General features: G+C 54.4%; 1 protein-coding gene. It reads right to left on the minus strand.

Annotated elements, in window-relative coordinates; genetic code table 11:
- Positions 1-92 precede the first annotated feature (92 nt).
- Entirely contained in the window at positions 93-812 is a 720-nt protein-coding gene (locus RCH06_RS17820; RefSeq protein WP_327082799.1) for an aldolase, read from the minus strand.
- Between the last annotated feature and the right edge of the window lie 451 nt (positions 813-1,263).

The following is a 1,263-nucleotide window of genomic DNA, read 5'->3' on the forward strand; positions in this document are numbered from 1 at the left end:
ATCAGCGGTCACGTTGCCGGAATCCTCCCGGTCACGTTCACCGGAATGTCGGTCACGATCCCGGAATCACCGGTCACGTTGAACCGGAATACTCAATTGCGTTTGGGGCGCAGTATCCAGTCGTGCGCCTCCCGGCCCAGGCTGTGGTCGATGGGCTGAACTTTCCCAGCAGCAGCAGCGAGCAGTTGCATCTTGGCGGCACGCTCGAACGCGATACCCAGCACGCATGCCTCCTCGACACTGCTGGCTGCAATAAGCAGGCCGTGGTGGGAGAGCATCAGGGCACGCTTGCTTCCCAGCGCCTTAGAGATCAACTCTCCTTCTTCATTGCCAACCGGAACACCTGGCCATTTCGGCACAAACGCGACGTCGTCGTATAAAACGCAGTTGTCCATGTGCGAAACCTCCAGAGGCACTTCAAGCATGCTCAAGGCTGCCGAGTGAAGCGCGTGGGTGTGCACGACGCAGTTCACATCAGGACGTGCACGATAAACCCAGGAATGAAAGCGGTTCGCTGGATTTGCCATGCCGTTGCCGGATATGACAGTGAGGTCTTCGTCGACTACCAAAAGGTTGTCGTCCGTGATTTCGTCAAAGCCAAGGCCCAAGCGCTGCGTGAGGTAAGTCCCTTGAAGTTCTGCACGCGTCGTGATCTGGCCCGCCAAGCCTGAATCATGACCATTTTCAAAGAGAATTCGGCATGTCAAGGCTAGTTTCTGGCGCAGTGTATAAGTGCTTTGCACCAGGCTGATCTCCATCTGGGCGTTGGCCTTTTCGACAAGAGCGCTTTTATTCAGAGAAAAAGTATCCATTTTCAATTTCAGTATCCTTAAAAAAATGTTTAAGTAAAGGTCTCGAGCGTTGAAAAAGTGAGTTCAGGATGGCCAGGGAAGAGGGGCTCATATCCGGGCAAGGACTCTGGGTGCTCCATCCATAAGCCGACATGCGGGTACGCCTGAAGGTCTATGCCCCCCATTGAAGATATTCGTGTATAGGGATAGAGCGCGACGTCGGCGATGCTCGGCGCGGCAGTCGTTGAGACCCATTTCCGACCGCTTGGGTGAGCCAAGCGTTTTTCCAACACATGAAGAGCCGCATGAGCTTCCTCAGTCCAAGAGCATGCCTGTTCGTCCGCCCTCGCCATGTCCTTCTTAAGCGCTAGGTGTAGCGTAAGCGGCTGGCCATGCCATCTTGAGACTGAGAAGAAAGCGGTCAAACATAGTGTCCACGAAACAAACAAGTGGGCACTATGGAAACGAAGAG

It is taken from the genome of Polaromonas sp. CG_9.5 (assembly GCF_035984465.1).
In the GTDB taxonomy this organism is placed as follows: Bacteria; Pseudomonadota; Gammaproteobacteria; order Burkholderiales; family Burkholderiaceae_C; genus Polaromonas.